This window comes from Bradyrhizobium liaoningense (genome assembly GCF_018130825.1).
GTDB classification, from domain to species: Bacteria; Pseudomonadota; Alphaproteobacteria; order Rhizobiales; family Xanthobacteraceae; genus Bradyrhizobium; species Bradyrhizobium liaoningense_B.
The window spans coordinates 239,695-262,403 of the sequence record NZ_JAFCJS010000005.1 but is presented as its reverse complement, the minus strand read 5'-3'; the positions used below and the strand labels follow the sequence as shown (position 1 = coordinate 262,403).

20 protein-coding genes are annotated in these 22,709 nt (G+C 64.9%); 9 read left to right on the top strand and 11 right to left on the bottom strand.

Annotation, left to right across the window (positions count from 1 at the left end; genetic code table 11):
• The first annotated feature begins 105 nt into the window (after positions 1 to 105).
• Positions 106 to 1,176 (top strand): lipopolysaccharide heptosyltransferase II, encoded by a 1,071-nt coding sequence (gene waaF, locus JQ603_RS23070; RefSeq protein ID WP_212342837.1) that lies wholly within the window; start codon positions 106 to 108, stop codon positions 1,174 to 1,176.
• 176 nt (positions 1,177 to 1,352) lie between these two features.
• On the opposite strand, the gene JQ603_RS23065 is transcribed toward waaF, so the two are convergent.
• Entirely contained in the window at positions 1,353 to 2,390 is a 1,038-nt protein-coding gene (locus JQ603_RS23065) for a glycosyltransferase family 4 protein (protein ID WP_212342836.1), read from the bottom strand.
• Positions 2,391 to 2,515: 125 nt separating this feature from the next.
• Here JQ603_RS23065 and galE point away from each other — a divergent pair, with 125 nt between their 5' ends.
• From galE to JQ603_RS23050, 3 genes are all read left to right on the top strand, one after another.
• Entirely contained in the window at positions 2,516 to 3,529 is a 1,014-nt protein-coding gene (gene galE, locus JQ603_RS23060) for a UDP-glucose 4-epimerase GalE (RefSeq protein ID WP_211403974.1), read from the top strand.
• 116 nt (positions 3,530 to 3,645) lie between these two features.
• Positions 3,646 to 5,448: an ABC transporter ATP-binding protein gene (locus JQ603_RS23055; protein WP_212342835.1), complete on the top strand. Its 1,803-nt coding sequence runs from the start codon at positions 3,646 to 3,648 to the stop codon at positions 5,446 to 5,448.
• A gap of 39 nt (positions 5,449 to 5,487) precedes the next feature.
• Entirely contained in the window at positions 5,488 to 6,189 is a 702-nt protein-coding gene (locus JQ603_RS23050) for a fumarylacetoacetate hydrolase family protein (RefSeq protein WP_212342834.1), read from the top strand.
• A gap of 125 nt (positions 6,190 to 6,314) precedes the next feature.
• Here the strand turns inward: JQ603_RS23050 and JQ603_RS23045 are convergent, their stop codons facing one another.
• The 5 genes from JQ603_RS23045 to JQ603_RS23025 form a co-directional block, all read right to left on the bottom strand.
• Entirely contained in the window at positions 6,315 to 6,773 is a 459-nt protein-coding gene (locus tag JQ603_RS23045; protein WP_212342833.1) for a YybH family protein, read from the bottom strand.
• A 141-nt stretch (positions 6,774 to 6,914) separates the two neighbouring features.
• Entirely contained in the window at positions 6,915 to 7,646 is a 732-nt protein-coding gene (locus JQ603_RS23040; protein ID WP_212342831.1) for a sulfite exporter TauE/SafE family protein, read from the bottom strand.
• An 80-nt stretch (positions 7,647 to 7,726) separates the two neighbouring features.
• The gene (locus tag JQ603_RS23035) at positions 7,727 to 8,656 is read right to left on the bottom strand and encodes an aspartyl/asparaginyl beta-hydroxylase domain-containing protein (protein ID WP_212342822.1); all 930 of its coding nucleotides are present in this window, start codon (positions 8,654 to 8,656) and stop codon (positions 7,727 to 7,729) included.
• A gap of 146 nt (positions 8,657 to 8,802) precedes the next feature.
• Positions 8,803 to 8,958: a hypothetical protein gene (locus JQ603_RS23030; RefSeq protein ID WP_212342821.1), complete on the bottom strand. Its 156-nt coding sequence runs from the start codon at positions 8,956 to 8,958 to the stop codon at positions 8,803 to 8,805.
• Positions 8,959 to 9,104: 146 nt separating this feature from the next.
• On the bottom strand, positions 9,105 to 10,028 hold the full coding sequence (locus tag JQ603_RS23025; protein ID WP_212342819.1) for a LysR family transcriptional regulator: 924 nt from the start codon (positions 10,026 to 10,028) through the stop codon (positions 9,105 to 9,107).
• Positions 10,029 to 10,235: 207 nt separating this feature from the next.
• Here JQ603_RS23025 and JQ603_RS23020 point away from each other — a divergent pair, with 207 nt between their 5' ends.
• From JQ603_RS23020 to JQ603_RS23010, 3 genes are read left to right on the top strand one after another with little or no spacing between them, the layout of a single operon-like run.
• The gene (locus tag JQ603_RS23020) at positions 10,236 to 10,946 is read left to right on the top strand and encodes an SDR family NAD(P)-dependent oxidoreductase (RefSeq protein ID WP_212342817.1); all 711 of its coding nucleotides are present in this window, start codon (positions 10,236 to 10,238) and stop codon (positions 10,944 to 10,946) included.
• Between the two features lie 16 nt (positions 10,947 to 10,962).
• Positions 10,963 to 11,199 carry a tautomerase family protein gene (locus JQ603_RS23015; protein ID WP_212342815.1) on the top strand — a complete coding sequence of 79 codons (237 nt, stop codon included), beginning with the start codon at positions 10,963 to 10,965 and terminating at the stop codon, positions 11,197 to 11,199.
• A gap of 32 nt (positions 11,200 to 11,231) precedes the next feature.
• Complete coding sequence (locus JQ603_RS23010; RefSeq protein WP_212342813.1) at positions 11,232 to 12,461, top strand: MFS transporter; 1,230 nt, start codon at positions 11,232 to 11,234, stop codon at positions 12,459 to 12,461.
• A gap of 15 nt (positions 12,462 to 12,476) precedes the next feature.
• Here JQ603_RS23010 and JQ603_RS23005 read toward each other — a convergent pair whose 3' ends face one another.
• The 4 genes from JQ603_RS23005 to JQ603_RS22990 all read right to left on the bottom strand — a co-directional run bounded on the left by JQ603_RS23005 (position 12,477) and on the right by JQ603_RS22990 (position 18,261).
• Entirely contained in the window at positions 12,477 to 13,937 is a 1,461-nt protein-coding gene (locus tag JQ603_RS23005) for a flavin-containing monooxygenase (protein ID WP_212342811.1), read from the bottom strand.
• Positions 13,938 to 14,097: 160 nt separating this feature from the next.
• Entirely contained in the window at positions 14,098 to 15,519 is a 1,422-nt protein-coding gene (gene ahcY, locus JQ603_RS23000; protein ID WP_212342810.1) for an adenosylhomocysteinase, read from the bottom strand.
• A 125-nt stretch (positions 15,520 to 15,644) separates the two neighbouring features.
• Positions 15,645 to 16,841: a methionine adenosyltransferase gene (gene metK, locus JQ603_RS22995; protein ID WP_212342807.1), complete on the bottom strand. Its 1,197-nt coding sequence runs from the start codon at positions 16,839 to 16,841 to the stop codon at positions 15,645 to 15,647.
• 64 nt (positions 16,842 to 16,905) lie between these two features.
• The gene (locus tag JQ603_RS22990; RefSeq protein ID WP_212343296.1) at positions 16,906 to 18,261 is read right to left on the bottom strand and encodes a hypothetical protein; all 1,356 of its coding nucleotides are present in this window, start codon (positions 18,259 to 18,261) and stop codon (positions 16,906 to 16,908) included.
• A gap of 141 nt (positions 18,262 to 18,402) precedes the next feature.
• On the opposite strand from JQ603_RS22990, the gene JQ603_RS22985 reads away from it, so the two are divergent.
• Both JQ603_RS22985 and JQ603_RS22980 read left to right on the top strand, forming a co-directional pair.
• Positions 18,403 to 19,494 (top strand): retropepsin-like aspartic protease, encoded by a 1,092-nt coding sequence (locus JQ603_RS22985; RefSeq protein ID WP_212342798.1) that lies wholly within the window; start codon positions 18,403 to 18,405, stop codon positions 19,492 to 19,494.
• Between the two features lie 92 nt (positions 19,495 to 19,586).
• Positions 19,587 to 21,305: a caspase family protein gene (locus JQ603_RS22980; RefSeq protein ID WP_212342797.1), complete on the top strand. Its 1,719-nt coding sequence runs from the start codon at positions 19,587 to 19,589 to the stop codon at positions 21,303 to 21,305.
• 228 nt (positions 21,306 to 21,533) lie between these two features.
• Here JQ603_RS22980 and JQ603_RS22975 read toward each other — a convergent pair whose 3' ends face one another.
• Positions 21,534 to 22,652, bottom strand: coding sequence for a cobalamin-independent methionine synthase II family protein (locus JQ603_RS22975; protein WP_212342796.1), 1,119 nt, complete (start codon positions 22,650 to 22,652; stop codon positions 21,534 to 21,536).
• Positions 22,653 to 22,709: the final 57 nt, after the last annotated feature.

Genomic DNA, 22,709 nt, shown 5'->3' with positions numbered 1-22,709 from the left:
CATTTTGGGCAGGCGCTCTGGGACTTGCGCTCAGCCTGCTTTACGTCCCGCCCCGGAGCGGCTAACCGAACCGCCACATCAGCTCACCTTCGGCCCTATTAACGAATGAACCAAGATTCGCAACTTAGTGGACGTGCAGATCGGGACGACACCCGCCCGATCCTGATCATTCCCTACATGTGGATCGGCGATTTCGTCCGGAATCACACCGTGGTGCGGGTCCTCAATGAGCGGTGGCCGAACCGGCCGGTCGATCTCCTGACCACGTCCCTGTGCGCCCCGCTGGTCGATTACATGCCCGGCGTCCGGCAGGGAATCGTCTGGGACCTGCCGCGCAGCCGGCTGGCCGTCGGCCGCCAGTTCGGCCTTGCGAACCTCCTGCGGGAGCGGAACTACGGCACAGCCCTGGTGCTGCCCCGGACCTGGAAGGCGGCGATCGCGCCGGCACTGGCCGGTATCCCGGAGCGGGTCGGCTTTGTCGGCGAGTTCCGGTTCGGCCTGCTCAACCGCTGGCGCTGGGGCGAGAAGAAGCTGCCGCGCTTCATCGACAAGAATGCCGCCCTCGCCCAGCCCGACGGCGCCCCCCTGCCCCCGGAATGGCCGGTGCCGCAATTGCGGGTCCCCGCCGAGGACATCGTGCGCTGGCGGCAGGCCAACGGCCTCAGCGCCGGCGCCGCAGTGGCGCTCGCCCCCGGCTCGGTCGGCGTCTCCAAGCGCTGGACCTACTATCCCGAGGCCGCCCGCCTGCTGGTCGAGCGCGGCCTCGAGGTCTGGGTGGTAGGCGGCCCCGCGGAAAAGGGCCTCGCCCAGGAGATCGTCGCCGCGGGCGGCCCCAAAGTGCGGGACCTCACCGGCAACGATCTGCGTAACGGCGTGCTGGCCATGGCGGCGGCAGGCGTCGCCATCTCCAACGATTCCGGCCTGATGCACATCGCCGCCGCGCTCGGCACGCCCACCATGGGCATCTTCGGCCCGACCAGCCCCTATCTCTGGGCCCCTCTCAACGGCCTCGCCGCGACCGTGGTCCAGGACAAGAGCGTGCTGTCGTGCCAGCCCTGCCAGAGCACGATCTGCAAGATGAACGACCACCGCTGCATGCGGGACATTGCGGCGAGCGAGGTGGTGGGGATTGCGGAGCGGGTGCTCGGTGACGTGGGGGCAAGGGCGGAGACGTGAGGCCGCCGAGGCTCGCGCCCATGGTGACACCTTGCCACTGTTTTGCCCGACGGGTCAAATCGATTTCGTAAAATCAGCAGCAAGCCAAACCACCCGCCAAGCCATTGATTTCCTTATCCCTGGCTACTGTGCATGGGGTTGTTTTCGACTTTTTTGTTTGCGCTGGCAAAAGCGGCTCAAAGCAGCGGCCGATAGACCGCGCCGATCCGCGCCGCTTCCGCATCGAGGCTGAATCGTTCGAGCACTCGCGCCCGCCCGTGCTCGCCCATCGCCGTCGCAGACGCCACATCACGCATCAGCGGCTCGAGCGCCGCCGCGAGCGCGTCGGCATCTCCGGTCGGGATCAGCACGCCGGTGACACCATCCTCGACCACGAGCTCGGCCGCACCGGCGCGTGCGGCGACGAGCGCGCTTCCCGCCGCCATCGCCTCGATCAGCGTCAGACCAAAACCTTCGTTGCGTGAGGTGAAGGCGTAGATCGTCAGCCGCTGATACCAGCGCTGCACCGCTTCGATCGGCAACTCGCCGGTGATGACGATGCGCGATTGCAGGTTGGCTGCCTCGATGCGTTTCTTCAAGTCATTGGCGAAAGGCGTCTGCTCGGGCGTGACCTGTCCGACGATGATCGCGGTGAAATCCGGATAGCGCGGCAGCAAGCGGCACATCGCATCCACGAACAAATCAGTCCCCTTCTGCGCACGCACGCGGCCGAAGCAGCCGATGGCGTAGTGGCCCGGCAGCGCGGCTTCCGCAAACGCCGCCGCGCGGTCGACCGGAGGCGCGTAAACGTCGGTGTCGACGCCATGCGGGATCACCGTCGCCTTCACCTTCAGGAACGAGGCCGAGATGTCGCTCGTTGCGATGATCGCGTCCATGCGCCGGATCAGCCAGCGCGTGATCCAGCTGTGATGCCGCTGCGCCGCCGAGGTAAACACGAGTTTGAGCGGCCAGCCGACCGCGCGCAGCACGACGCCCGCGATCATCTCGTTGTTGCGCCGCGCGTGCCAGATCAGCGGCGCCTTGCGGCGCCACAGCTTGAGGAAATCGGCAACACCCAGCCGCGCGATCCCCTCCGGCGCATCCGAGCCGAACCATGCCGCGCGATACAGTTTCGCCAGCCGCGGCGCCACCATCCGGTTGGTCGCGGTGACCCCGGAATAGCGCCTGTGCAGATTTGGCACGATCACTTCGAGATCGGCTGGGAAATTCGCCACGTCATGCTCCGTTTCGAAAGTCCCTATACGCAACATTAAGCATAGTGACCAGTTCAGGGCCGCCGATACCCCCTCTTCACCACGCAAGCGCTAGCTTTGCGCGTTGATCGAGGACGGGTGAGACCATGACTGTGCTAGTCACCGGCGGCGCCGGTTATATCGGAAGTCATACGGTCCTGGCGCTGGCGGAAGCCGGCGAGGACGTCGTCGTGATCGACGATCTCTCGACCGGGTTCTCGGCGTACTTGCCGGAAGGCGTGCCGCTGTTCATCGGCGATGCCGGCGACGAGAACCTGCTCGAAGGTGTCATCGCCCAGCACAACATCGAGAGCATCATCCATTTCGCGGGCTCGGTGGTCGTGCCGGATTCGATGCGCGATCCGCTCGGCTATTACCGCAACAATTTCGTCACCGCGCGCAACCTGCTCAGCGTCGCCGTGAAGCGCGGCATCGGCCGCTTCATCTTCTCCTCGACCGCGGCGGTCTACGGCAATCCGGACCAGGTGCCGGTGCCCGAGCACGCGCCGACGCGGCCGCTGTCGCCTTACGGCTCGTCGAAGCTGATGACCGAGATCATGCTGCACGACGTCGCCGCCGCCTACGGCATGCAGTACGTGACCCTGCGCTACTTCAACGTCGCCGGTGCCGATCCGCAGGCACGCATTGGCCTTGCCACCGTCGGCGCCACGCATCTGCTCAAGATCGCGGTGGAGGCCGCAACCGGCCAGCGTGCCAAGATCGACGTGTTCGGCACCGACTATCCGACCCCCGACGGCAGCTGCATCCGCGACTTCATCCACGTCACGGACCTGTCGCAGGCCCATCGCTCGGCACTCGCTTACCTGCGCAACGGAGGCGCCTCGACCACGCTGAATTGCGGCTACGGCCGCGGCTATTCGGTGCTGGAGACCATCGACGCCGTGCGCCGTGTGTCCGGGCGCAGCTTCGCCGTCCAGTACGCCCCGCGCCGGCCCGGCGACATCATGACCATGGTCGCCGACACCAGCCGCATTCGCGGCCTGCTCGACTGGAAGCCGCAATATGACGACCTTGAGACCATCGCGGCCCACGCGCTGGCCTGGGAGGACAAGCTGTTCCGCGAGCGCCATGGCGAGCTCCGCCAGGCCGTCTCGGCCTAATTTCCGTCCGGACGCAAGCCCTTAATTGGGCTTGAAAAACCCCGCTTGAGCGGGCACAGAGGCCCATCGATCCCTGACGCGCGGGCAGGCTTCCCTGCGCCGTCAATGGACTACGGATGGCCCAGTTTCCAAAGAAAATCACCGACGATCCCTATGCGGCAGCGGTCCTGATTCGCCGCCTGGTCACGGAACAAGGCATCGTCTACTGGCGGCGCTACCTCGTCGCCTTCGCGCTGATGGCGCTCGCCGCGGGCTCAACCGCGGGCGCGACCTATGTGCTCGGCCAGGTCATCAACCAGGCCTATGTCGACAAGAACATCCCGGGCATCGCGATGTTCTCCGGCATCACGGTGATCCTGCTCTTCATCAAGGGCGTGGCGACCTACGGCCACATGGTGATCCTGACCAAGATCAGCAACGCCATCCTTGCCACCAACCAGCGCCAGCTGTTCGCGAAGCTGATGCGCGAAAGCGTTGGCTTCTTCTCCGAGCGGCATTCGTCCGAGTTCCTGGCGCGGCTGACGGCCGGCGCCAAGTCCATCACCGACGTTCTCAACATGCTGGTCAATGCCGTCGGGCGCGACTTGCTGATGCTGCTCGCCATGATCGGCGTGATGGTGTGGCAGGATCCGCTGATGTCGTTCATCGGCCTCGTCGCGGTGCCGCCGGCGATGCTGGTGCTGCGCAAGCTGGTCAAGCGCATCAAGGGCCTCGCCTACAACCAGTTCACCGGCACCGCCGACATCATGGAGACGATGCAGGAATCGCTGCAAGGCATCCGCACCGTCAAGGCGTTCACGCTCGAAGACACCATGCAGAAGCGTATCGACGAGAACATCGCGATCGTCGAGCGCAACGCCAACAAGATGGCCCGCGTCGCCAACCGCTCCAATCCGCTGATGGAGATGCTCGGCGGCTTCGCCGTCGCCGGCTGCCTGCTCTATGGCGGCTACAGCGTGGTCGCGCTCAACGCCACGCCCGGCGCGTTCTTCTCCTTCATGACCGCGTTCCTGATGGCGACCGAGCCGGCCAAGCGGCTGGCGCGCCTCAACATCGACCTCAACAGCCAGCTCGTCGGCGCGCGCATGCTGCTCGAGGTCGTCGATAGCCCCGCGAGCGAGCGGTCCGACGACGACAAGCCGGCGCTGAAGCTTTCCGACGCACGGATCGAGCTGCGCGACGTCAGCTTCTCCTATCGCGCCAATGAGACCATCCTCAACCGCATGAGCTTCGTCGCCGAGCCCGGCAAGGTCACCGCGCTGGTCGGTCCGTCCGGCGGCGGCAAGTCGACCGTGCTGGCGCTGCTCCTGCGCTTCTACGAGGTGACGCAGGGCGACATCGTGATCGACGGCCAGTCGATCTCTTCGGTCTCGCGCAGATCGCTGCGCGCCCAGACCGCCTATGTCGGCCAGGACGTCTATCTGTTCCGCGACACCATCCGGAGCAACATCGCCTTCGGCAGACCGGGCGCGAGCGAGGGCGAGATCATCGAGGCGGCGAAAGCGGCCTGCGCGCATGATTTCATCATGGGCTTCCCGCTCGGCTACGACACGCCGGTCGGCGAGCACGGCACGCAGCTCTCTGGCGGCCAGCGCCAGCGCATCGCGGTGGCGCGCGCGCTGCTCAAGAACGCGCCGATCATCCTGCTCGATGAAGCCACCGCCGCGCTGGATTCCGAATCCGAGCGGCAGGTGCAGGAGGCGATCGAGCATCTCTGCCAGAACCGCACCACCATCGTGATCGCGCACCGCCTGCACACCATCATGCACGCCGACAGCATCCTGGTGGTCGAGGGCGGGGAGATCGTCGAGCAGGGCCGCCACGACGAGCTCCTGCGCCGCGGCGGGCGCTATGCCTCGTTCTTCCGCCTGCAACATCGCGACGCCGGCGCTCTGGCGCCGATCAGTGCAACCGCATAGAGTTCCCCATCACCCCACCAAGAGCAGCGAGACCGCTTCATGAACGCCGCCTCCTACGTCATTCCGCTTCCGCCCCAGGCCTCGCTTCCCGTCGTCGGGGAGAGCGGCCGTTATCCCGTGCGCCGCATCTGGTGCGTCGGCCGCAACTATCTCGAGCACATCCGCGAGATGGGCAATGACGAGCGCGCCCCGCCGTTCTTCTTCGCCAAGCACGCCGACATGCTGGTGCCCGATGGCGCCACCATTCCCTATCCGCCGCTGACCAAGGATCTGCATCACGAGGTCGAGCTGATCGTCGCGCTGAAGAGCGGCGGTCTCAACATCCCCGCCGACAAGGCGCTGGACCACGTCTACGGCTATGCCGTCGGCATCGATCTCACCCGCCGCGACCTCCAGATCGCCTCGCGCAAGAAGGAGCGCCCGTGGGAGATCGGCAAGTCGTTCGATGGCTCCGCGCCCGCCTCGGCATTGCAGCCGGCCTCCAAGATCGGCCACCCCACCAAGGGCAAGATCTGGCTCACGGTCAACGGCAAGGAAGCCCAGACGGGCGACCTCGAGCAGATGATCTGGAACGTGCCGGAGACGATCTGGCAGCTGTCTCAGCAGGTGAAGCTCGCCGCCGGCGACATCATCATGACCGGCACGCCCGCCGGCGTGTCGCAGCTGCAGCCCGGCGACAAGCTCGAATGCGGCGTCGACGGCGTCGGCACGCTGAAGGTGAGCATCGGCCAGCCCGAGTAGGCTCGATATCGTAGGGTGGATTAGCGAAAGCGTAATCCACCACTACAGACGCACGACAACAAAGAACCTCAATTGTTGCTCGCGCCCATTGGTGGATTACGCTTCGCTAATCCACCCTACGCGCACTACCAGGCCTTCACCGGCCGGTTGGCGTGGCTTGCCTGCGGCACACCGCGATTGAGCGACATGTGCGAATGCACGCACAACCAGCCATCGCCATTCCTCGAAAAGATCATGGTCGCGCGACCGGGCCGCGGAAATGCGCTGCCGTCGGGATGATAGCCCGTGCTCGTCCACGGCGCGATCACGGTCGCCATCGCTCCGTCGGGTGATGCCAGAACAGAGGTCTGTTCGAGGACGAAACGGAAGTCGGCCGTCTTCGGCCAGACGTTGTCCCATTGCGTCGTGACCCATTGATCGAGGCCTGGGATGACGTCGTTATGCGTGCCGAAAGCGAGCACGTCGGGATGGAAGAGCGGCCTTGCCGAGGCATAGTCGACCTCGCGGACATAACCGGCGAAGGTGTCCAGCCATTGGCGGAAGAACTGCGTGATCTCGGTGTTCGCGGTCGGCAAGGGCGCCATTGCCTGCTCCATGTTCGGCCTTAGGATCTCTACCCATACATCGCGGCGCTTCCTATGTCCGCCATGTTCCTGATAGCGGCGGCAAGCCTGTCGCGGCTGACTTCGCGTGTAGCCAACAGCCGACGTCGCGCCGATACAAATTTACGGTCGCAAATAGGGCAGGAGCAAAAGCTGAAGGCCGGCCATGCCTAGGATCGCTGCCAGAGCGTAACGTGTCATCGCTTCCGACAACCACCTCAAGCCTATCAATGTCCCCAGCATCGCGCCCGTCAGCGCCGCCAAGGCATAGAGCCACGTCTGCTCAGAGGGGGCTTGACCGGCATATGTTGCGCCCAACAGCCCGAGTACTGAATTTGCCAGAATGAAAGGCGCTGAGAGAGCTGCCGTCTGTTTCGGCGAAGCCCAGCGCAGCGCGATCAAAATCGGTGCCAGGAAGATCCCGCCACCAACACCGGTGAGCCCAGACACGAGACCAACCGCCGCGCCGGCGGCGAAGGCGCCCCGCAACGGCATCGGTCGGTCTTGTCCTCCTTCACGTACGCGACCAAGAGCAAGGATTGCCGCCGCGAGCAAAAGCACAATGCCGGTAACGGCCTTATACAGATGCGCATCAAGCACGATGAACCCGCCGACAAGAGCGGCCGGCAGCGACGCCGCCAGCAACGGACGAAGCTTGCCCCAATCGACCAATCGCCCGCGATTAAAAACCCAGGTGGAGTACGCGGCAGCAACGATATTGAGAAGGAGAGCCGTCGGTCGCATCGCGCTCGGCGGAAACGAGGCGAAGGCCATCAAGGCGAGAAACGCCGTACCACCAGCTTGGCCCACCGTTGCGTACAACAGCGCAATGACCGCAAATAGCACTGAGAGCATTTCGCCTACGTACAGCCATCACCACAAAGAAAAAAGCCCCGGAGCATTCCGGGGCTTTCATTTTCAATCTGGCGGCACGATCACCGCAGCGCCGACAGCACGATCAGCCCGAGGATCAGCGCCGTCAGCGAATATTTCAGCGTGTAGTAGACGTTGCGGTTCCACTCCTTGATCTTGCGGCTGGCGAGGTGGATCTCGTAGAGCTTGCCGAACACCTTGTTGAGCACGCCGACATTCTCGCCGTCGACGTTCTGGGTGGCCGACGCCTTGACGATGTGATGGCTGACCCAGCGGTTGATCGCGGTCATGAAGCCGAACTTCATCGGGCGCTCGACGTCGCAGAACAGGATGATGCGGTTGACGTCGGTCGCATTCTCCGCGCTGTGGATGAAGGTCTCGTCGAACATGAAGGCTTCGCCGTCACGCCAGACGCATTCGACGCCGTCGACGAGGATGCGGCACTTGTTCGAGTTCGGCGTGACGAGGCCGAGGTGATAGCGCAGCGAGCCGGCAAAGGGATCGCGGTGCGCGCCGAGCTTGCCGCCCGGCGGCAGCATCGCGAACATCGCACCGTGCACGCTCGGGATCGACTTGAGCAGCTCCACCGTCTTCGGGCACAGCGTGTTCGCCGACGGCAGAAAGTCGTCGTACCATTTCAGGTAGAACCGCTTCCAGCCGCTCTTGAAAAACGAATAGAAGCCCCAATCGTTGTTCTTCGCCGCCGCGCGGATGAAGCCCTCGTCGAACAGGCGCACGGCCTCGTCGCGGATGGTCTCCCAGTTCTCGCTCAGCGGCTTGAGCTCCGGAAACTGCTCGACCGAGATCACCGGCCTGTTCGGCACCGCCGAGCCCGCATACATCAGCACGTTGTAGGGCGCGAGATAGGTCGAGTGATCACCAAGCTGGCGCGCGAAGCGCAGTCGCTGCTTGCCGCGGAAGTGAACGTAGATCGTCGAGGCCGCAAGCACGTACAAAATGACGAGTTGCGGCGCAAAAAGCTGTTTCAACATTTCCCCAAGTTCCCCAGTGACCCAGCCGGGGACGTCATCTACTCCGCCCCGGACCCAGCAGCAAGATATTCACCGGTGGGTTGCAATCACGTCGGAGAGAGCAAGCGGTTGGAGCTTGGGGGCCGAACCGGCCGAAACGAGCCGAATCAGGCCCGCGACAGTGCCTGCAGGCCCTTGAAGGTCAGGCGCTTGGGGTCGGTAACGCCGGCGAGATAGAGCCGGCGGATGAACACGATCACGGCGTCGCGATCGCAATCGGTCAGCGCAACGACGGCGTCGACCGCGATCTTCTGGGCTTCCATTGGGCTCACCTCGGCCTTGCGAGTAACCCCGGCCGAGACAGGCTAGGACTCATCCGTTAAATGGGCGTTAACCGTTTTGGAACCATCGCCGATTCAGCCGACCCGCCGTATACGCAAAACAACGCATTGCGCGGGCGCGAAGCAGCTCAGCGCGCCGTGATGCTCTTCTTCAGCAGTGCGAACTGCTTCTTCAGCCGGGGCACGGCGAAGTCGGTGAAGGCCCGCACCTTGGGCACCGACAGCCGGCCCTGCGGGCAAATGAGATGGGCGGGCATCTCCGGATCCTCATCGTCCGCCAGCACGATCTCGAGCTCGCCGCGCGCGACCTGCTCGGCCACCTGGTACGAATACATCCGCGCCACGCCGCGCCCGGCCACGGTGGAGGCCACCGCCGCATAGGTGCTGTTGACGACGAGCCGCGGGGTGAACTGCACGGAGCGCGGCGCCGACGAGCCCGCCTGTGGCGCGAAGGTCCAGGAATTGGGCAGATGCGCCATCGCGACGATCTGGTGTTTTGCGAGATCGCCGGGCTCGGTGATGCGCGGGTGCTGTTTCAGGTAGCGGGGAGCCGCCACCACGACGCGGCTGATCCCGCCAACCCGCATTGCCACCATCGCCGAATCCGCCAGCGGACCGATGCGAAGCGCGATATCGACGCCCTCCTCGATCAGGTTGACCGCACGGTCGAACAGCAGCAGCTTTGCCGATACGGTCGGATAGGCGTCGAGAAACGCATCGAGGATCGGCCGCAGCACCATCTCGCCGGAGACCACCGGAGCGGTGATCGTGAGCAGGCCGCGCGGCGCCGTGCGCGGCCCGGCCGCGATGTCCTCGGCCTCCTCCAGCTCGGTGAGGACGCGGCGGCAGATCGCGACATAGCGCTCGCCCTCCTCGCTCAGCTTGATCGAGCGCGTCGTCCGGTGCAGCAGCTCGGCACCGACCCGCTCTTCCAGAAAAGCGATGGCGCGGCTCACCGCCGCCGGCGAGCGGCCAAGCTTGCGGCCCGCGGCGGCGAGGCTGCCCTCGTCCACCGCAAGCACGAACACATTCATCGCATCCAGACGATCCATGCCTTCCCGGCGCCCCGTCAAATTCCCGTGACAGGCTAGGCGCTCCTCCGCCCGGCGACAACTGCCGCCACTGGTCGATCCGGCATTCGTTCGCGTCGCGTAACAGAGTCTGCCGGACAACGTGTATTCGCAAGCAAGCCGCTGCGGCGTACCTCACCGGGCAAGCCAGCCGCTGCTGGCGCAGGTCTTCAACAACAGGAGCCCGTCATGGGTATCGAGCAGAAGGTCGCCATCATCACCGGTGCATCGCAGGGTATCGGCGCCGCCCTGGTCCAGGGTTTTCGCGATCGCAACTATCGCGTCGTCGCCACGGCGCGCTCCATCAAGCCGTCGGGTGACGACGATGTCCTCGCCGTTGCCGGCGACATCGCCGACCGGTCCACCGCCGAGCGCGTGGTCTCGCAGGCCGTTGCCCGCTTCGGCCGGGTCGACACGCTGGTCAACAATGCCGGCATCTTCGTCGCCAAGCCCTTCACGCAGTACACGGCCGAAGATTATGCGGCGGTGATGGGCACCAACGTCGCGGGCTTCTTCAACATCACCCAGCTCGCCATCGCAGAGATGGAGAAGCAGGGGTCCGGTCACGTCGTCCAGATCACGACCACGCTGGTCGACCACGCCAATTCGAACGTGCCCTCGGTGCTGGCCTCGCTGAGCAAGGGCGGGCTGAACGCCGCGACCAAGTCGCTCGCGATCGAATACGCCAGGCGCGGCATCCGCGTGAATGCTGTGGCGCCCGGCATCATCAAGTCGCCGATGCACGCTGTCGCGACGCATGCGCAGTACGGCGCGATGCATCCCGTGGGCCACATGGGCGAGATGTCCGACATCGTCGATGCCGTGCTCTATCTCGAGGGTGCCTCCTTCGTCACCGGCGAGATCCTGCATGTCGACGGCGGCCAGAGCGCCGGCCACTGAGCCGAGGAGCACCACGATGCCCATGGTCACCATTCAAGTGACCCGCGAGGGAACGACGCCGGGTGCGGCATCGCTCACGGCGGCGGAGAAGGCCGCACTGATCAAGGGATCGAGCCAGCTCCTGCTCGACGTTCTCGGCAAGCCGCACGATTCCACCTTCGTCGTGATCGAGGAAGTCGACACCGACAATTGGGGCTGGGGCGGCCTGCCCGTGCAGGAATTCCGGCGCCGCCGCGCAAGCCAGGCAGGATGATCCGCGCGCCATCGTGCGCGCAGGAGGACGACATGACCGACGCAAACATGAAGCAACACATGGAGACCCGGCTGCATCAGCAGCCGGGATCAACATCACGACAAGCCTGGCGATATGCAGTGGCGGGCTTGTCCGCATCGCTGGTCGGGCTCGGCCTCGCCCGCTTTTCCTACACGCCGTTGATCCCGGCGCTGATTGCCGCAAAGTGGTTCAGCGCATCCGACGTCGTCTACCTTGGCGCGGCGAACCTTGCCGGCTATCTCGCCGGCGCGCTCGCGGCACGCGCCGTCGCCAACCGCATCGGAGCGGTCCGCGCGCTGCGGGCGATGATGCTGCTCGCCCCCCTCTCCTTCTTTGCGAGCTCGGCCCCGGTGTCGTTCACCTGGTTCTTCGCGTGGCGCTTCCTCTCGGGCTTGACCGGCGGCATCATCATGGTGCTGGCGGCGTCCGTCATTCTGCCGCACACCTCGCCCGCGCGGCGCGGCATCGTCGGCGGCGTCATCTTTGCGGGCGTCGGGCTCGGCGTCGCAGCATCGGGCACGCTGGTGCCGCTGCTCCTGCAGCAAGGCTTGCAGCAGAGCTGGTACGGTCTCGGTGTGCTCTCGGCCGTGCTCACACTTGCGAGCTGGTGGAACTGGCCTGCCGAAACGAAGGCGGATAGTGTGCCCTCGCATCAAGCAAAGCACCATCGCAGCTCGCCGGCCGCCCGGGCGCTGCTGGTCCAGTACGGCCTCAATGCCGTGGCGCTTGTGCCGCACATGGTCTTCATCGTCGATTTCGTGGCACGGGGGCTCGGCCAGGGCATTGCTGCGGGATCGCGCTACTGGGTGCTGTATGGCCTCGGCGCGATCGTCGGCCCGCTCGTCACCGGTCATCTCGGCGACCGCTCAGGCTTTGGTCCCGCCTTGCGCGCGGCGTTCCTGATCGAGGCGGCGGCCGTGCTGCTGCCGACCGTGAGCACCGCTCCGCTCTCGCTGATCGTCTCGAGCGTGGTGGTCGGCGGCTTCACGCCGGGCATCGTGCCGCTGGTGCTCGGACGCATCCACGAGCTCGTGCCTCATTCGACCGAACAGCAGCGCGCGACATGGAGCCATGCCACCACCAGCTTCGCACTGTTCCAGGCGGCCGCCGCCTACGGCTTCTCCTGGATCTATGCGCAAACTGGCGGGGACTATCTTGTCCTGTTTGGCCTGGGTGGCGGCGCGGTGGTGCTCGCACTGGCGATCGATCTTGCGCTCGCGCTCACCCCGCGCGAGGCATAGAGGCGAGCGGCGCGATCAGGAATACTGCATCACGCCGTCGTCGATCCGGCCGAAGCGCAGGGAGACGATGTCGAGCGCGTAGCTCTGGTACAGTCGCCACGGCCGCTTTGAGCCCTGCTTCGGCATTTTCGCGACCGAGCGCTGCACGTAGCCCGAAGTGAAATCGAGCGACGGCTGCGCGGTGATTTCAGGGTCGTCATTGTGCGGCATGCATTGCCGGAAATTGTGCCGGTCCATGTAGTTGATGAGCCGGCAGACATATTCGCAGGTGAGATCGCATTTCAGCGTCCAGGACGCGTTGGTGTAGCCGAAGGCCGAGGCCATGTTCGGCACGTCGGCGTACATCATGCCCTTGTAGGTCAGCGTGTTGGCGAAATCGACAGCGCGGCCGTCGACGCTGACCTCGAGACCGCCGACGACCTGAAGCACCAGCCCCGTCGCCGTCACGATGATGTCGGCGGCAAGCTCGCGGCCGTCCTTCAGACGGATGCCGTCGCGCGTAAAAGTGTCGATCTCGCTGGTGACGACGGCGGCGCGCTGCTCGCGGATTGCCTTGAACAGATCACCGTCCGGCACGAGGCACAGACGCTGGTCCCAGGGATTGTAGCGCGGCGTGAAATGGGTCGCGACGTCGTAGTCCGGGCCGAGCGCCATCTGCACGCCCTTGAGGATGAGGTCCTTCACCTTCGCTGGCCTGCGCCGGCTGAGCTGGAAAAAGAACATCCCCCACATCACATTGCGCCAGCGGATCAGATGATAGGCAAGCTGCGCCGGCAGATTGCGGCGCAGCTTGTTGGCCACAGGATCCTGCGCCGGACGCGACACAACGTAGGTCGGCGAGCGCTGCAGCATGGTGACCTGCGCTGCCTTCTTGGCGAGCTCCGGCACCAGCGTCACCGCCGTGGCGCCGGAGCCGATCACGACGACGCGCTTGCCCGCATAGTCGATGTCCTCGGTCCACTTCTGCGGATGCACGATGCGGCCGGCGAAATCCGCCGTGCCCTTGAACTCCGGCGTATAGCCCGCCTCATACTTGTAATAGCCCGAGCACATGAACAGGAAACTGCAGGTGAAGCGCACGAGCTCGGTCGCACCCTCGCCGGTGATGCGCTCGGCCTCGACGGTCCAGCGCGCATCCGGCGTCGACCACGCCGCGCGCTTGACGCGATGGCGGAAGCGGATGTGCTTCTCGATGCCGTTCTCGGCCGCGGTCTCGCGCACATAGTTCAGGATCTGCGGACCGTCGGCGATCGCCTTCGGATCGGTCCACGGCTTGAAGGAATAGCCGAGCGTGAACATGTCGCTGTCGGAGCGGATGCCGGGATAGCGAAACAGGTCCCAGGTACCGCCGATGCAGTCGCGCCCCTCCAGGATGACGTAGCTCTTGGCCGGACACTTGGTCTGCAAATGATAGCCCGCGCCGATGCCGGACAGCCCGGCGCCGACGATGAGCACGTCGAAATGTTCTTGTTGCATGGTTTCCTCCGCCAGGAAGGATTGTCCGCCCGCCGCTGCCGGCCGTCAATTGGCAATCGGCCGTGCCGCAACTGCAAAGCGAGTTGAATTCCATGCGCCGAAACAACAAAGCCCCGGATCGCTCCGGGGCTTCGCGTCGATGGTCAATCGAACAGGTGGCTCAGTAGCGGTAGTGATCCGACTTGTACGGACCTTCCTGCTTGACGCCGATATAGTCCGCCTGGTCCTTGCGCAGCTCGGTGAGCTTGACGCCGATCTTGGCGAGGTGCAGGCGCGCGACCTTCTCATCGAGGGTCTTCGGCAGCACGTAGACTTCCTTCTTGTACTTGCCGTCCTTGTTGTTGGCGAACAGCTCGATCTGCGCCAGCGTCTGGTTGGTGAAGGACGCCGACATCACGAAGGACGGATGGCCCATCGCGTTGCCGAGGTTCACGAGGCGCCCTTCCGACAGCATGATGATACGGTGCTTGTCGGGGAATTCGATCTCGTCGACCTGCGGCTTGATGTTGGTCCACTTCAGATTGCGCAGAGACGCGATCTGGATCTCATTGTCGAAGTGACCGATGTTGCAGACGATGGCGCGATCCTTCATTGCGCGCATGTGGTCGATGGTGATGATGTCCTTGTTGCCGGTCGCGGTGACGAAGATGTCGGCGCGGGGCGCGGCGTCTTCCATGGTCACGACCTCGTAGCCTTCCATCGCGGCCTGCAGTGCGCAGATCGGATCGACCTCCGACACCATGACGCGGCAGCCGGCCTGGCGCAGCGAGGCGGCCGAGCCCTTGCCGACGTCGCCGAAGCCGGCGACCATCGCGACCTTGCCCGACAGCATCACGTCGGTGCCGCGGCGGATGCCGTCGACCAGCGATTCACGGCAACCATAGAGGTTGTCGAACTTCGACTTGGTGACGCTGTCGTTGACGTTGATGGCCGGCCACAGCAGCGTGCCGGCCTTCTGCATGTCATAGAGACGATGCACGCCCGTGGTGGTCTCTTCGGAAACGCCCTTGATGCTCTTGGCGATGGCGGCGAAGTAGCCCTTCGGCTTTTCCTTGAGCTGCTTCTTCAGGAGCGCGAAGAAGACTTCCTCTTCCTCGGAGCCGGGCTTGTCGAGGAAGGCGGCGTCGCCGTTCTCGGCGCGCAGACCGAGATGGACGTACATGGTGGCGTCGCCGCCGTCATCGAGGATCATGTTCGGGTGACCGCCGCCGTGCCAGTCGAACAGCTTTGCGGTGTAGTCCCAGTACTCGGTCAGCGTCTCGCCCTTGACGGCGAAGACGGGAATGCCGGCGGCCGCGATGGCGGCGGCGGCGTGATCCTGCGTCGAATAGATGTTGCAGGAGACCCAGCGAATGTCGGCGCCGAGCGCGGCCAGCGTCTCGATCAGCACGCCGGTCTGGATCGTCATGTGCAGCGAGCCGGCGATGCGCGCGCCCTTCAGCGGCTGCTTCGGGCCGAACTCCTCGCGGGTGGCCATCAGGCCGGGCATTTCGGTCTCGGCCAGCGAGAGCTCCTTGCGGCCGAAATCGGCGAGCGAAATGTCCTTGACGATGTAATCGGTGAAGCCGGGCTTCGCGTTCATTGGGGGTTCCTGTTTGTTGAGCTCGTCATTCCGGGGCGCTCGTGCAACGAGCGAACCCGGAATCCGTAAGAATTCGAGATTCCGGGTTCGCCGCTGTCGCGGCGCCCCGGAATGACGCAAGAGAACTAGAGCGCGCGCTTCAGCTGCTCGACGAGATCGGTCTTCTCCCAGGAGAAGCCGCCCTCGTTGTCGGGCGTGCGGCCGAAATGGCCGTAGGCCGAGGTGCGCGCGTAGATCGGACGGTTCAGGTCGAGATGGCTGCGGATGCCGCGCGGGGTGAGGTCCATCGCCTTGGCGGCGGCCTTCTCGAGCTGGTCCTCCGACACCTTACCGGTGCCGTGGGTGTCGATGTAGATCGACAGCGGGCGCGCCACGCCGATGGCGTAGGCGAGCTGCAGCGTGCAGCGGTCGGCAAGACCGGCCGCGACGATGTTCTTGGCGACGTAGCGCGCCGCATAGGCGGCCGAACGGTCGACCTTGGTCGGATCCTTGCCGGAGAACGCGCCGCCGCCGTGCGGGGCCGCGCCACCATAGGTGTCGACGATGATCTTGCGGCCGGTCAGGCCGGAGTCGCCGTCGGGACCGCCGATGTAGAACTTGCCGGTCGGGTTGATGTGCCAGATGGTCTTCGGCGTGATCCAGGCCTTCGGCAGCGCCTCGCGCACATAGGGCTCGACGATCTCGCGGACCTGGTTCGAGGTGAGGTCCGGAACCAGGTGCTGGTGCGAGACCACGATCTCGCGCACGCCGACCGGCTTGCCGTTCTCGTACTGCACGGTGACCTGGCTCTTGGAGTCCGGACCGAGCACCTTCTCCTTGCCGGAGTGACGGGCTTCGGAGATGAGGCGGAGGATCTTGTGGGCGTAGAAGATCGGCGCCGGCATCAGATCCGGGGTCTCGTTGGTGGCGTAGCCGAACATGATGCCCTGGTCGCCCGCACCCTCTTCCTTGACCTCGCCCGGCTGCAGCGCATCGACGCCCTGGGCGATGTCGGCCGACTGCGGGTGCAGCAGGATCTCGATGTCGGCAGTCTTCCAGTGGAAGCCTTCCTGCTCGTAGCCGATGTCCTTGATCGCCGCGCGCACGACGCTCTCGATCTGCTCGTTGGTGACCGACTTCGGACCGCGGGTCTCGCCCGCAATCACGACCTTGTTGGTGGTCGCGAGCGTCTCGCAGGCGGCGCGGATCTGCCACGGGTCGATGCCGGCTTTCGGCCCCTCGCGGTAGAACAGATCGACGATTTCATCGGAGATCCGGTCGCAGACCTTGTCGGGATGGCCCTCGGACACGGACTCGCTGGTGAAGAGATAGGACGCGCGCATCAAGTAACCCCTTGTTCCGCCACTCGACGGCGGTTCGTTTGCGATGTTTACCGTTGGATTTGTGTCAATCACGCCGGCGCGAGATGACGTAGGATTCGTCAAGAAACCAGAGGCCGTTGTACTTTCTCAGCACGTCCCTGGCGGCATCCAGAGTGCGGCCGTTTTGAGTCATTTCTGTCAACCGGTCGTCCTCGATCTGAGCGACATACACCGCCGCATTCCACGCTGCAAAGGCCGTCGAGGTTCCGATATTGCCCGTAACCTCGTTGGGCAGAGCTTCCATATCATACCTGAAGATCGAGCGGTTATCAGCATAAGCATTAAAATTTAAGTCGCGGCCCAACGACCCAAGCTCGTACTTCACGGCGCGCAATAGCTCATGACGGCTCACCGAGAAAGGATTTTCTCCCGGCCAGATCGCCTGGATCATTTCCATGCCCGGATCCTGGCCATGGGAGTGGATACCGATCAGCCGCCCCCCCGGCCGCAGGGCCCGCGCCAGGGGCGCGATGATCCGTTTGGCCCGGAAATTGACCGAGGACAGCGCGCGGTAGGGCTGGGATGCAATCACGAGGTCGAAATTGGCCTCGGTCTGGCCCGGCCGCGGGATGGTCGAATCCAGCAGAAACCTGTGATCCTCGCGATACAGCACCAGCACGACCGGCCGCTCATAGAGCGGCATCGCCGTGCGCGGGCTGATCGCGGCGCGCCAGTTCTGCTCCAGGAACGGCCGCAATTCGGCGATCTGCTGCTCGAACTCGCCGGATGAAGCGCCCCGCAGCGGGACCTCGTGCCAGACCGTGGCCGCAGCCGCCGCGGGCGATGCCGGCGTGAGCCAGGGCGCCTCCGAATAGAACATGTTGGTGAAGACGAAAACCGACGCCGGATGCTCGAAAATGCGGTCCGGCACCTTCTCCAGCGTCAGGCGCAGATCCTCGAGGCTGAGCTCCTTGCCAGCCACATAGAACGGCATGTGCGGGTAGCGCTGGTGCGTCGCGCGCAGCACCCGCGCCAGCACCGTGCCGTCGCCGACACCCGCGTCGAAAATGCGCAGCGCCGGCGGGCGCGGATGGATCGCTGAAAGCTCCAGCGCGACCCGGTCCGCGATCACCCGCTTTTCGCTGCAGGTATGGACGAACAGCAGGTATTTCTGCCGGTTCTCGAAGAAGCGGAAATTGCCGCGCGGATCGCGCTTCTCCGGGGGCACCTGAAGCCCACGTGGCGGCGGCAGGCCGCCGGTCGTCGATGCAGCGATATAGGCCTGGATCCGCTCCAGCGTGTCGATGGTGATGCGCTTGCCCTCGCGCAGGCGCTGCACGAGCTTCCCATCGTTCACCGCACGCCGGCCGAAGGTCGATTCGGCCATGCCCGCCTTGCGGCAGAACTCGGTGATTTGGCTCAGGATTTCGTCGTTCTTCATGAGTGGGAAGGCGGTGGGCAGAGGAGTGGGATGGAGGATTTCTAACATTATCTGCCCACCGGGGAAAGATTGGAGGCTCCAATTTGCACAGGCCACACTTCCCGATATAGAGAGCGCCGATTGCGATACTCTGGGGTGCATATGTTCCGGCGAAAATGCCTGACGGTCCTGTTGCTCGTTGCGTTTTCAAGTATCGCCCGCGCAGGCGACCCCGCCACCGACAATCCCGACCAGGTCTTTGAATCCGTCTACGCCCGCATCGGGGCGCTGCCGGCCGCGGTGGCGCGCGAGCGTCTGGTCTGGCTGAAGCTGGAGGAGCTCAAGCGCGAGCCCTGCGACCAGCGGAGCATCGACGATCTGGCAGGGATGCTGGACAGGCGCGGCTATCGGCGGCAAGCCGCCGACGGGCTCTACAAATTCGTCCAGAACTGCGGAGCCCCACTGACGGCGCTGAACAAGGCGGCCGTCATCTATATGAGCATCACCGACTATCCGAAGGCCGTCGAGGTCGCCGACGAGTATGTGAAACGTGCGCCGTCCGACCAGAGCGCGCGTTATGTCCGCGCCATGGCTCTGGACAGTGCCGGCGACTATCGCCGCGCGCTCGCCGACTATTCCGACACGATCGAGCTGTTCAGCGGCGACAAGAAAATGATCTCCGGCGGGATCTTCCTTCGTATGGCGAACGCCTACGCGGCCCTGAAGCAGTTCTGCGAGGCGACAGCGCCGATCAACCGTTGGGTCGCGCTGGATCCGGCGACACGCGACAACAGCCGGACCCAAAAGATGATCGCCGACTACGAGCGGCAGGGCAATTGCGTCTCGTCGACCGAGGCCCGCAAGGAAAGCTTCCCGATGCACGGGCCGAAGGGCATCGTCACCGTGAGAGCAGAGATCAACGGCGTGCGCGGACTGTTCGTCCTCGATACGGGTGCGAGCTATGTGTCGGTGAAATCGGCCTTTGCAGGCAAGGCCAAGATAGCGGACGGCGGCTCCAGCGACATCACGCTGATCACGGCCAACGGGGAAGCGAAGGCTAAACTCTCCAAGGCCGACAAGGTCCTGCTGGGCAAGCTCGAAGCGGCCAACGTACCCGTCGCCGTCCTCGGGGGCGACGACAAGGGTTTTGGCGCCGGGGTCGACGGCCTCCTCGGCATGAGCTTCCTGTCCCGGTTCGAGGTCCAGATGGCGAGCGGATCGATCGAGATCCGCACCCGCCAACCCAAGAAATAAACGTTGCAGACCATCGCGGCGTGAACCCGAAAAGCCGCGCGCACGACCAAAAGCAGACTCTCCCGGCAAGATCGTCTTCAGCCGAGGTCTCCTTGCGCCGCCTGCTCCTGCTCCCCGTTTTTCTCGTCGCCCTGGTCTGGTGCGCGCCGGCCTACGCGCAGGCGCGCAACCAGCTCGGGCCGCTCTGCACCACCGAGACAACCCCGGCGGACCAGATGGTCGACGCCTGCACCAAGATCATCGCGCTGAAGGTGTTCAAGGGCGAGCAGCTCGCGACCATCTATTTCTGGCGCGCCGTGGGCTGGAACAAGAAGGGCGACTACACCAAGGTCATCACTGACGCCACTGAAGCGATCCGACTGCAGCCGAGCCAGGCGGTCTACAACTTGCGGGGATCGGCCTATTACGACAAGGGCGACTACGACATCGCGATCGCCGATTTCGACGATGCGTTGAAGCTCGGCCCGCCCAGCGGCATCATCTTCCACAATCGCGGCAATGCCTGGCGCGGCAAGCGCGACTATGCCAAGGCGATCGCCGACTACGACATGTCGATCAAATCAGATCCGAAATCGGCGTTCTCGTTCCAGAACCGTGGCATCTCGAAGGAAGCGCTCGGCGATCTCGACGGCGCGCTCGCCGACATCAACCAGGCGATCCGGCTCGACCCGTCGCTGCCGCAGCCGCTGATCAACCGCACCTCGATCTGGCGCGCCAAGGGCGATTTCGACCGCGCCATCGCCGACGGCAGCGAAGCGATCCGGCTCGTCAAGGACAAGCCTCCGGTCAACATCATGACGCCGCCGAACAGCGTGCTGATCTCGGGCTACACCCATCGCGCGCTGGCCTATGAGGCCAAGGGCGACTACGCACGCGCGCGCGACGACTACAAGGCGACACTGGCGATCGTGGCCTCCGATGCCGGCAGCAAGGCCAACCAGGCCACCGCAAAGGTGCGGCTATCGCTGGTGACGGATGCAGCCGCGCCGATCCCGCGCGATGCGCCTTCCCCCGCGACGCAGCCAGCGGCATCCCCTGCCCCGCAGCAGACCGGAGCGGCACCTCTCCCCTCGCCTGCTCCGGCCGTCCGCGGCACGCGCATGGCACTGATCATCGGCAACGGCGCCTATGCGCATGTGAAGGCGCTGCCCAATCCGCCCAATGATGCGCGCGCGGTCGCGAAAAGCCTGCGCGACATCGGCTTCACCGTGTCGGAGGGCATCGACCTCGACCGCGCGGCGATGCAGAAGATGACGCGCGACTTTCTCCGCGCGGCCGCGCGGGCGCAGGTCGCATTGGTCTACTATGCCGGCCACGGTGTGCAGGTCGACGGCCGCAACTATCTCATTCCCGTCGACGTCGAGCTCAAGCCGGGCACGGGCATGACGGAGGCGATGATCGACATGGACACGATCATGGCCGGCCTCGACGACCAGGTCCGCACCAACATCTTGATCTTCGATGCCTGCCGCAACAATCCGATGGCGCAGCAGGTGGCGAACGCCGGCACCAATCGTGGCATAGAGGGCGCCTCGGGCCTCGCCGCGCCCACGAGCCTGGGCGCCGGCGCAACGCTGGGAGCCGGCACCCTGATCGCTTTCGCCACCGCACCGGGGCAGGTCGCGCTCGACGGCGAAGGCGCCAACTCGCCATTCTCCGCCGCACTGTCCCGCCATATCGGCACGCCTGGGCTGGAGGTGCAGCAGATGCTCACGCGGGTGCGGGCCGAGGTGGTCTCGTCCACGAAGAACAAGCAGGTGCCGTGGTCGAACTCGTCGCTGCTGGGCGAGGTTTATCTGGCGGAGAAGTGAGGGCGCGCTTGCGTTGGCAGCGGAGAGACGAGGACCGCGCGTCAAACCCCAGTGTCGTCCCGGCGAAGGCCGGGACCCATAACCACAGGAAGCGGTTTGGCGAAGACTCGTGGTGACCGGCCTCGCGCCGCAATTTCTCCCTGGGGGTACGGGTCCCGGCCTTCGCCGGGACGACACCGAGAGTGTTGCGCCATCTACCCGTCACTCACCCGCCGGACCGCGTGGGGCCTACTGGCCCCACACTTCCTTGGCGATCTCGACCGCGAGGCCGAGCTTGGCCCACTGCTCCTCCTCGGAGAGGATGTTGCCCTCTTCGGTCGAAGCGAAGCCGCACTGGGGTGACAGCGCGAGCTGCTCCAGCGGCGCGAACTTGGCGGCTTCTTCCAGACGGCGCTTGATGTCGTCCTTCCTCTCGAGCTCGCCGAACTTCGAGGTGATGACGCCGACCACGACGACCTTGTTGCCCTTGGGCAGGAAGCGCAGCGGCTCGAAGCCGCCGGCGCGATCGCTGTCGTATTCCAGGAAGTAGCCGTCGTAGTTGGTGCCGGCGAGCAGGGTCTCGGCCACGGGTTCGTAGCCGCCCGAGGAAATCCAGGTCGAGCGGAAATTGCCGCGGCAGACATGCGTCGTCACCACCATGTCGGCGGGCTTCTCCGCCAACGCGTAGTTGATGATGCGGGCATAGATCTGCTGCAGGCCGTCCGGATTGTCGCCGCGCTCGCGCGCCTTCTGCAATTCGTCCTGCGAGCAGAGATAGGCCCAGACGGTGTCGTCGAACTGAAGGTAGCGGCAGCCGGCGTCGTAGAACGCCTTCACCGCCTTGCGGTAGGTCTTGCCGAGGTCCTCGTAGAAGGCGTCGAGATCGGGATAGACGTCCTTGGAGATCGACTTGCGGCCGCCGCGGAAATGCAGCACGGCCGGCGACGGGATCGTCATCTTGGCGGTGACGTGGGCCTGGTCGGCGACCTTCTTCAGGAAGCGAAAGTGGTCCAGCATCGGGTGGTCGTCGGGGAAGTCGAGCTTGCCGATCACGCGCACCGCGTCGTGACGGGTCTGCACGCCCGTGAACTGGATGCCGGTGTCGGGGTGGAACAGCTCGCAGCCGGTGAGCTTGGCCAGGAAGTCGAAATGCCACCAGGAGCGGCGGAATTCGCCGTCGGTCGCAAGCTTCATCCCGAGCGAGGCCTGCTTGTGCACGACCTTCTCGATCTCCATGTCCTCGATCTTGCGCAGATCGTCGGCCGAGATCTCGCCCTTCTCCAGACGGCTGCGGGCTTCCTTGATCTTGGCGGGGCGCAGGAGGCTGCCGACCTCGTCGGCGCGGAAGGGGGCTTTGGTTCGTTGCATTCTTGTTTCTCCCGAATTTCAGTCGGCGCTCGTTGTACTCCCTATCCCCGCAGGCGG

Coding starts and splice junctions, on each gene's coding strand:
- waaF (WP_212342837.1), top strand. CDS start 106: ATGAACCAAGATTCGCAACTTAGTGGACGTGCAGATCGGGACGACACC.
- galE (WP_211403974.1), top strand. CDS start 2,516: ATGACTGTGCTAGTCACCGGCGGCGCCGGTTATATCGGAAGTCATACG.
- JQ603_RS23055 (WP_212342835.1), top strand. CDS start 3,646: ATGGCCCAGTTTCCAAAGAAAATCACCGACGATCCCTATGCGGCAGCG.
- JQ603_RS23050 (WP_212342834.1), top strand. CDS start 5,488: ATGAACGCCGCCTCCTACGTCATTCCGCTTCCGCCCCAGGCCTCGCTT.
- JQ603_RS23045 (WP_212342833.1), bottom strand. CDS start 6,773: ATGGCGCCCTTGCCGACCGCGAACACCGAGATCACGCAGTTCTTCCGC.
- JQ603_RS23040 (WP_212342831.1), bottom strand. CDS start 7,646: ATGCTCTCAGTGCTATTTGCGGTCATTGCGCTGTTGTACGCAACGGTG.
- JQ603_RS23035 (WP_212342822.1), bottom strand. CDS start 8,656: ATGTTGAAACAGCTTTTTGCGCCGCAACTCGTCATTTTGTACGTGCTT.
- JQ603_RS23030 (WP_212342821.1), bottom strand. CDS start 8,958: ATGGAAGCCCAGAAGATCGCGGTCGACGCCGTCGTTGCGCTGACCGAT.
- JQ603_RS23025 (WP_212342819.1), bottom strand. CDS start 10,028: ATGGATCGTCTGGATGCGATGAATGTGTTCGTGCTTGCGGTGGACGAG.
- JQ603_RS23020 (WP_212342817.1), top strand. CDS start 10,236: ATGGGTATCGAGCAGAAGGTCGCCATCATCACCGGTGCATCGCAGGGT.
- JQ603_RS23015 (WP_212342815.1), top strand. CDS start 10,963: ATGCCCATGGTCACCATTCAAGTGACCCGCGAGGGAACGACGCCGGGT.
- JQ603_RS23010 (WP_212342813.1), top strand. CDS start 11,232: ATGACCGACGCAAACATGAAGCAACACATGGAGACCCGGCTGCATCAG.
- JQ603_RS23005 (WP_212342811.1), bottom strand. CDS start 13,937: ATGCAACAAGAACATTTCGACGTGCTCATCGTCGGCGCCGGGCTGTCC.
- ahcY (WP_212342810.1), bottom strand. CDS start 15,519: ATGAACGCGAAGCCCGGCTTCACCGATTACATCGTCAAGGACATTTCG.
- metK (WP_212342807.1), bottom strand. CDS start 16,841: ATGCGCGCGTCCTATCTCTTCACCAGCGAGTCCGTGTCCGAGGGCCAT.
- JQ603_RS22990 (WP_212343296.1), bottom strand. CDS start 18,261: ATGAAGAACGACGAAATCCTGAGCCAAATCACCGAGTTCTGCCGCAAG.
- JQ603_RS22985 (WP_212342798.1), top strand. CDS start 18,403: ATGTTCCGGCGAAAATGCCTGACGGTCCTGTTGCTCGTTGCGTTTTCA.
- JQ603_RS22975 (WP_212342796.1), bottom strand. CDS start 22,652: ATGCAACGAACCAAAGCCCCCTTCCGCGCCGACGAGGTCGGCAGCCTC.